Source organism: Bacillus sp. AF23 (assembly GCF_020861455.1).
Lineage (GTDB): Bacteria > Bacillota > Bacilli > Bacillales > Bacillaceae > Bacillus > Bacillus halotolerans.
In genome coordinates this window covers 325666-334271 of sequence record NZ_JAJHVY010000027.1, presented here as the reverse complement: position 1 = coordinate 334271, position 8606 = coordinate 325666, and the positions used below count along the sequence as shown (strand labels likewise).

Here is an 8606-nt window from a genome sequence, read left to right as displayed (position 1 = left end):
AAGGCAACGGACTTTGACTCCGTCATGCGTTGGTTCGAATCCAGCTAGCCCAGTCACAGACACCTTTGATCAAAAGGTGTCTTTTTTCTTTTTGAAAAATCATTCCAACTTCTAACTGTTCAGTCTGTATAATAATTTTAAAAATATGTTAAGGTAGTTTATTCACAAATTGCCATCTACACCCTGCCAAAAATTTGTTAAACTTATTTTATAAAAAAATTGAAACCTTTAGAAACGAAGCTCGTATACATACAGACCGGTGAAGGCAGAGGTTAGATAAATATGGAAATGATGATTAAAAAGAGAATTAAGCAAGTCAAAAAAGGCGATCAAAATGCATTTGCGGACATCGTAGATATTTACAAGGATAAAATTTATCAGCTTTGCTACCGTATGCTTGGCAATGTGCATGAGGCGGAGGATATCGCACAAGAGGCTTTCATCAGAGCGTACGTCAATATCGACAGTTTTGATATCAACCGGAAATTTTCAACTTGGCTTTATCGAATTGCGACCAACTTGACCATTGACCGCATTCGCAAAAAGAAGCCGGATTATTACCTCGATGCAGAAGTGGCGGGTACAGAAGGCTTGACGATGTATTCCCAAATCGCCGCAGATGGAGTTTTGCCTGAAGATGCAGTCGTATCGCTGGAGCTTTCACACACAATTCAGCAGAAAATATTAAAGCTTCCTGACAAATACAGAACTGTCATTGTATTAAAGTATATTGATGAACTCTCATTAATTGAAATCGGCGAGATTCTGAACATTCCTGTGGGGACTGTAAAAACGCGGATTCACAGAGGCAGAGAGGCTCTTAGAAAACAATTAAGGGATCTTTAAGTGGGGTGATGAAATGAGCTGTCCTGAACAAATTGTGCAGCTTATGCATATGCATCTTGATGGAGATATCCTTCCGAAAGATGAACAAGTATTAAAAGAACATCTGGAGGCATGCGAGGAATGCAGAAAGCATTTTTATGAGATGGAAAAATCCATTGCGCTCGTCCGGAGCACATCGCATGTCGAAGCCCCCGCCGATTTTACCGCTAACGTCATGGCAAAATTGCCTAAGGAGAAGAAAAGAGCTTCTGTGAAAAGATGGTTCAGATCACATCCGGTTATCGCGGCTGCTGCGGTATTCATCATTTTGATGGGCGGAGGATTGTTAAACAGCTGGCACAATGACCACAACTTCAGCGTGTCGAAGCAGCCGAATCTGGTCGTGCAAAACAATACTGTGATCGTGCCTGAAGGTGAGACGGTCAAAGGTGATGTCACCGTCAAAAACGGCAAGCTGATTATTAAAGGGAAAATAGACGGGGATGTCACCGTTGTAAACGGAGAAAAGTATATGGCCTCTGCTGGACAAGTCACCGGTCAAATTGAGGAGATTAATCAATTATTCGACTGGACATGGTATAAAATGAAGTCTGCGGGGAAAAGTGTATTCAATGCATTAGACCCGAACGGAGAAGAGTAAAGCGTGTGGTGCGCTTTACTCTTTTTTAGGTTCTCAAACGGCTGGCATATTTCACTTGCCAAAACGAAATGTGGTATAATGGGCTCGCTATGTAAAGTACATATGCGTAACACATTAAACTTCAAAATACGAAATGACTGAATTCTTGGAGGACGAGGAAATGGCTTTTGAGGATATCCCTTTTTTGCAGTACCTCGGCAATGCCGTTGATATTCTCCTTGTTTGGTATGTGATATATAAACTGATTATGGTGATACGCGGCACGAAGGCGGTTCAGCTCTTAAAAGGAATCGTTGTGATCGTGCTAGTCCGTATGGCCAGTCAATATTTGGGCCTCGGCACGCTTCAGTGGCTGATGGACCAAGCGATAACATGGGGATTTTTAGCAATTATTATTATCTTTCAGCCTGAGCTGAGAAGAGCGCTTGAACAGCTTGGACGGGGCCGTTTCTTCTCGAGGAGCGGCACGCCGGTTGAGGAAGCGCAGCAGAAAACAATTGATGCTATAACGAAAGCGATCAATTATATGGCGAAACGCCGGATCGGCGCCCTTTTAACCATTGAGCGGGATACGGGTATGGGGGATTATATTGAAACGGGCATTCCTTTGAATGCAAAGGTCAGCTCTGAGCTCTTGATCAATATTTTTATCCCGAATACACCGCTTCATGACGGAGCGGTCATTATGAAAAATAATGAAATTGCCGCTGCCGCCTGTTATTTGCCGCTTTCTGAAAGCCCGTTCATTTCAAAAGAACTGGGCACGCGGCACAGAGCGGCTGTCGGAATCAGTGAAGTTACAGACAGTTTGACGATTATCGTGTCTGAAGAGACCGGCGGCGTCAGTGTGGCGAGGAATGGCGACCTTCACAGAGAGCTGACGGAAGAAGCGCTGAAAGAAATGCTTGAAGCAGAGTTTAAGAAGAACACCAGAGAGACTTCTTCTAACCGTTGGTATTGGAGGGGCAAGAAAAATGGATAAATTCTTAAACAACCGCTGGGCTGTGAAAGTCATTGCGCTGCTTTTCGCGCTCTTGCTTTATGTAGCGGTTAACAGCAACCAAGCACCAACTCCGAAAAAACCAGGTGAATCATTTTTTCCGACATCTACAACTGATGAGGCAACACTGACTGATATACCGGTTAAAGCATATTACGATGATGAAAATTATGTCGTGACGGGCGTTCCGCAAACGGTGAATGTCACGATAAAAGGTCCGACAAGCGCCGTGAAGAAGGCGAGACAGACAAAGAATTTTGAGATATACGCGGATATGGAGAAGCTGAAAACCGGCACACATAAGGTCGAGCTTAAGGCCAAAAACGTGTCGGATGGGCTGACGATATCCATTAATCCGTCCGTGACGACCGTCACCATTCAAGAACGCACGACAGAAAGCTTTCCTGTTGAAGTGGAGTATTACAACAAAAGCAAAATGAAAAAAGGCTATTCTCCGGAGCAGCCGATTGTCAGTCCTAAAAATGTACAGATTACAGGTTCTAAAGACGTGATTGATAATATTTCTCTTGTGAAAGCTTCGGTAAACCTGGAAAATGCAGATGAAACGATTGAAAAGGAAGCGAAAGTGACTGTCTATGATAAAGACGGAAACGCGCTTCCTGTCGATGTGGAGCCCTCGGTCATCAAAATTACCGTTCCGGTGACAAGTCCGAGTAAAAAAGTGCCCTTTAAAATTGAGCGGACAGGAAGCCTTCCTGACGGTGTCAGCATAGCGAATATCGAATCAAGTCCCAGTGAGGTGACGGTTTACGGCTCGCAGGATGTCTTGGATTCTCTTGAATTTATAGACGGTGTCAGCTTAGATTTAAGCAAAATCAAAAAGGATTCTGATATCGAGGCAGATATTCCGCTTCCTGACGGCGTCAAAAAAATCTCGCCGTCAAAGGTGACGTTGCATATAGAAGTAGATAGTGAAGCGGATCAGACGTTTGAGAATGTCCCTATTAAGACTGTAGGGCTGAGCAGCTCACAGAACATTGAATTTCTGGATCCGGAATCACAAACGATAGATGTTACGGCCAAAGGCTCTCCCGGCAACATAAAAAAACTGCAGAAATCAGACATAGAATTGTATGTGAACGTATCTGATTTAGATGACGGAGAGCATAGTGTGAAGCTTGAAGTAAACGGGCCTCAAAATGTAACCTGGTCCTTGGGGCAGAAAAACGCAAAAATCAAGCTTACGTCTAAAAAAACGAATACGACAACAAAAGATAACAGCAATACGACGTCAGGGAACCAGGATGACACTGATGACAAGACGAATGACAAAGAGAATAATCAGCGAGAAGATACAACGAACAGTGATAAAAACAATGATGATCAAAATCAAGACGAAAACCAAGATCAAAATCAGGATCAGGATGAAGATGAATCAAATACAGGTTCACAATCTTCATCAGAATAAAAAAGGAGCGATTATAAAATGGGCAAGTATTTTGGAACAGATGGTGTAAGAGGTGTTGCCAACAGCGAGCTTACGCCTGAGCTGGCCTTTAAAGTCGGACGTTTCGGCGGGTATGTGCTGACAAAAGACAAACAACGTCCAAAAGTGCTGATAGGCCGCGATACACGCATCTCCGGCCATATGCTGGAGGGAGCCCTTGTCGCCGGACTTTTATCAATTGGCGCAGAAGTCATGCGTCTGGGAGTCATTTCTACACCTGGTGTTTCCTATTTAACAAAAGCGATGGATGCAGAGGCGGGCGTCATGATTTCTGCTTCTCATAACCCAGTGCAGGATAACGGAATCAAGTTCTTTGGAGGAGACGGATTTAAGCTTTCTGATGAACAGGAGGCTGAAATTGAGCGTCTGATGGATGAACCGGAGGATAAGCTGCCAAGACCGGTTGGAGCTGACCTGGGACTTGTAAACGACTATTTTGAAGGCGGCCAAAAGTACCTGCAATTCTTAAAACAGACTGCCGACGAAGATTTTACAGGCATTCATGTTGCGCTTGATTGCGCACACGGAGCGACGTCATCGCTTGCGACACACTTGTTTGCCGATTTAGACGCAGACGTGTCGACAATGGGAACTTCTCCGAACGGATTAAACATCAATGACGGAGTCGGATCTACTCATCCTGAAGCGCTTAGTGCGTTTGTAAAAGAGAAAAATGCTGATATCGGTCTTGCGTTCGATGGTGACGGCGACCGCCTGATCGCAGTCGACGAAAAAGGAAATATCGTTGACGGCGACCAAATTATGTACATATGCTCAAAATACCTCAAATCAGAGGGCCGCTTAAAGGATGATACGGTTGTTTCCACAGTCATGAGCAACCTCGGTTTCTATAAAGCGCTTGAAAAAGAAGGGATAAAGAGCGTGCAGACGGCTGTCGGCGACCGCTACGTGGTAGAGGCGATGAAAAAAGACGGCTACAATGTCGGCGGAGAACAGTCCGGCCACTTAATTTTCCTTGATTACAACACAACAGGTGACGGATTATTGTCCGCCATTATGCTGATGAATACATTAAAAGCGACAGGCAAGCCGCTGTCAGAGCTTGCGGCTGAAATGCAGAAGTTTCCGCAGCTTTTAGTCAATGTGAGAGTAACTGATAAATATAAAGTCGAAGAAAACGAAAAAGTAAAAGCCGTTATTTCTGAGGTTGAAAAAGAAATGAACGGCGACGGCCGGATTTTAGTGCGCCCATCTGGCACTGAACCGCTCGTTCGTGTGATGGCTGAAGCGAAGACGAAAGAACTGTGCGATGAATATGTTAATCGCATTGTTGAAGTCGTCCGGTCGGAAATGGGATTAGAGTAACGAAATCTATAAACAGAGAGCGAACAAGACAAGTGCGACTCACATATAATAATTGTGAGACAGGCGGCAAAGTTGTTTAAAAACAATTGACCATTCTTGGCACATGCTGTAAAATCAAGCTTGTCTTGTTCTTGTTTTCTAGAGGCAGGAAAGACGGGATTTTGTTTCACTTATAATTATAGCGCCCGAACTAAGCGCCCGAAAAAAGGCTTAGTTGACGAGGATGGAGGTTATCGATTTTTCGGCGGATGCCTCCCGGCTGAGTATGCAGATCACAGCCGTAAGGATTTCTTCAAACCAAGGAGGCGACTCCTTGAACAAAGGGAAATCACATGATCTTCCATAAAACATGTAGGAGGGGACGATTGAAAGTCCCCTTGAAAAATGACTTTCTTCGTCTCCTTTTACAATCTTAGGAGGAAGAAATTATGTGTGGAATCGTAGGTTATATCGGTCAGCTTGATGCGAAGGAAATTTTGTTAAAAGGATTGGAGAAGCTTGAGTACCGCGGCTATGACTCTGCTGGTATTGCTGTTGCCAACGAACAGGGAATCCATGTGTTCAAAGAAAAAGGACGCATTGCAGATCTTCGTGAAGTTGTGGATGCCAATGTAGAAGCGAAAGCCGGAATTGGTCATACTCGCTGGGCTACACACGGCGAACCAAGCTATCTGAACGCTCACCCGCATCAAAGCGCACTGGGCCGCTTTACACTTGTTCATAACGGCGTGATCGAGAACTATGTTCAGCTGAAGCAAGAGTATTTGCAAGATGTAGAGCTCAAAAGTGACACCGATACAGAAGTAGTCGTTCAAGTAATCGAGCAATTCGTCAATGGAGGACTTGAGACAGAAGAAGCGTTCCGCAAAACACTTACACTGTTAAAAGGCTCTTATGCAATTGCTTTATTCGATAACGACAACAGAGAAACGATTTTTGTAGCGAAAAACAAAAGCCCTCTATTAGTAGGTCTTGGAGATACATTCAACGTCGTGGCGTCTGACGCGATGGCAATGCTTCAAGTTACAAACGAATATGTAGAGCTAATGGATAAAGAAATGGTCATCGTGACTGATGATCAAGTTGTCATCAAAAACCTTGATGGCGACGTGATTACACGTGCTTCTTATATCGCTGAGCTGGATGCCAGTGATATCGAAAAAGGCACGTACCCTCACTACATGTTGAAAGAAACGGATGAGCAGCCAGTTGTGATGCGCAAAATCATCCAAACGTATCAAGATGAAAACGGCAAGCTGTCTGTGCCTGGCGATATCGCTGCCGCTGTAGCGGAAGCGGACCGCATCTATATCATTGGCTGCGGAACAAGCTACCATGCAGGACTTGTCGGTAAACAATACATTGAAATGTGGGCAAACGTGCCGGTTGAAGTGCATGTAGCGAGTGAATTCTCTTACAACATGCCGCTTCTGTCTAAGAAACCGCTCTTCATTTTCCTTTCTCAAAGCGGAGAAACAGCAGACAGCCGAGCGGTTCTCGTTCAAGTCAAAGCACTCGGACACAAAGCGCTGACGATCACAAACGTACCTGGATCAACGCTTTCCCGTGAGGCTGACTATACATTGCTGCTTCATGCAGGCCCTGAAATCGCTGTTGCGTCAACAAAAGCATACACAGCACAAATCGCAGTTCTTGCGGTTCTCGCATCTGTAGCTGCTGACAAAAACGGCATCGATATCGGGTTTGATCTTGTCAAAGAACTCGGTATCGCAGCAAACGCAATGGAAGCCCTTTGCGACCAGAAAGACGAAATGGAAATGATCGCTCGTGAATACCTGACTGTATCCAGAAACGCTTTCTTCATCGGACGCGGCCTCGACTACTTCGTATGTGTCGAAGGCGCACTGAAGCTGAAAGAGATTTCTTACATCCAGGCAGAAGGCTTTGCCGGCGGCGAACTGAAGCACGGCACCATCGCCTTGATCGAACAAGGAACACCAGTATTCGCACTGGCAACACAAGAGCACGTAAATCTAAGCATCCGCGGAAACGTCAAAGAAGTTGCCGCTCGCGGAGCCAACACATGCATCATCTCACTGAAAGGCCTAGACGATGCGGATGACAGATTCGTACTGCCGGAAGTAAACCCAGCGCTTGCTCCGTTGGTATCTGTTGTTCCATTGCAGCTGATCGCTTACTATGCTGCGTTGCATCGCGGCTGTGATGTTGATAAACCGCGTAACCTTGCGAAGAGTGTTACTGTGGAGTAAAATGTTTAACCCCTTTGGTTGTTTTTGCGGCTTTAAAATAAAGTTACGACGTTTATAAAAATGTTGCGATGCTTTTTCCCTTAGATAATTTTTGTCTAAGGGTATTTTTCTATTTTAACTAAAGAGGCAGGTAACTAAAAATGATAAGGGGATTCCAATTGATTTTGGACCCCCTTTTTACATAAATGATGTGGCACCAATCTTACAAAAATGTAACTTTAATCTCAAATAATGTAATTTGATTCGATGGCAGGTCATCTAATTTTCTTTTATTATGTTCTAAAAAGAGATTGGATGGTGTTGGGTTTGGATATTTCAGAAGTTAATATATCACTGTTTAGACTAGTTAATGACTTAGGAAAAGAACATCCCTTTTTGAATCCTGTATTTAGTTTTATTGCTGAGTATATGGTTTTTTTACTTGCAATAAGTGTTCTTTTTATTTGGTTTACAAGAGATACGGATAATAGAATTATGATTCTTTGTGCATCTATCGCTTTCATTTGTGCCTTTACGATAGGGAAGGTTTCAGGGGTATTTCACTCGAATTATCAACCTTTTGTTGAATTGGGAGAGGTTAATAAACTGATACATAAAGAAAAAGACAATTCTTTTCCAAGTGACCATACAATTTTATTCTTCTCATATTGTATTTCATTCTGGCTCTTTAAGAGAGGCTGGTCAATTTTATGGGTATTGTTAGCTGTTCTTGTGGGAGTCTCCCGTATATGGGTTGGGGTTCATTATCCTTTTGATGTTTTAGCAGGAGTATTAATAAGCCTAGCAGTTTCAACTTTTATATATTTAACATTCCCTAAACTAAATATTACTCAAACTACCATGAAAATTTATGAAAAATGTGAAAACATACTTCTTTATCGCTTCAAAAGAAAGGAAAACAAGTCAAAAAACCTTTAGATTTATTCAACATTCGGGTGCTAATGTTCAAAAAATCGTAACCTAAAATGATAAACTCTTTTATAAAGATTCCATCTGTATTCAAAGCTGTAGAATCCATTTTGATCTATCTTTTTTTCTATGGATTCTTTAAATTTGCCGTAAACTGAAGGTTCATGTGTTATTTTTGATCAACCT

General features: G+C 43.2%; 7 protein-coding genes. All 7 read left to right on the top strand.

Annotation, left to right across the window (positions count from 1 at the left end; all coding sequences use genetic code 11):
* The first annotated feature begins 282 nt into the window (after window positions 1–282).
* The 7 genes from sigW (at window position 283) to LNN34_RS15315 (ending at window position 8429) form a co-directional block, all read left to right on the top strand.
* On the top strand, window positions 283–846 hold the full coding sequence (sigW, locus tag LNN34_RS15345) for an RNA polymerase sigma factor SigW (protein WP_010332813.1): 564 nt from the start codon (window positions 283–285) through the stop codon (window positions 844–846).
* Between the two features lie 13 nt (window positions 847–859).
* Window positions 860–1486 carry an anti-sigma-W factor RsiW gene (gene rsiW, locus LNN34_RS15340; protein ID WP_059292084.1) on the top strand — a complete coding sequence of 209 codons (627 nt, stop codon included), beginning with the start codon at window positions 860–862 and terminating at the stop codon, window positions 1484–1486.
* Window positions 1487–1646: 160 nt separating this feature from the next.
* On the top strand, window positions 1647–2468 hold the full coding sequence (cdaA, locus tag LNN34_RS15335) for a diadenylate cyclase CdaA (protein ID WP_044162160.1): 822 nt from the start codon (window positions 1647–1649) through the stop codon (window positions 2466–2468).
* Window positions 2461–3915 carry a YbbR-like domain-containing protein gene (locus tag LNN34_RS15330; RefSeq protein WP_044162158.1) on the top strand — a complete coding sequence of 485 codons (1455 nt, stop codon included), beginning with the start codon at window positions 2461–2463 and terminating at the stop codon, window positions 3913–3915. The genes cdaA and LNN34_RS15330 overlap by 8 nt, the downstream gene beginning before the upstream one ends.
* A gap of 18 nt (window positions 3916–3933) precedes the next feature.
* Window positions 3934–5280 carry a phosphoglucosamine mutase gene (glmM, locus tag LNN34_RS15325; RefSeq protein ID WP_044162156.1) on the top strand — a complete coding sequence of 449 codons (1347 nt, stop codon included), beginning with the start codon at window positions 3934–3936 and terminating at the stop codon, window positions 5278–5280.
* Between the two features lie 428 nt (window positions 5281–5708).
* Window positions 5709–7511: a glutamine--fructose-6-phosphate transaminase (isomerizing) gene (glmS, locus tag LNN34_RS15320; protein WP_015252962.1), complete on the top strand. Its 1803-nt coding sequence runs from the start codon at window positions 5709–5711 to the stop codon at window positions 7509–7511.
* Window positions 7512–7805: 294 nt separating this feature from the next.
* On the top strand, window positions 7806–8429 hold the full coding sequence (locus LNN34_RS15315) for an undecaprenyl-diphosphatase (protein ID WP_229043760.1): 624 nt from the start codon (window positions 7806–7808) through the stop codon (window positions 8427–8429).
* Window positions 8430–8606: the final 177 nt, after the last annotated feature.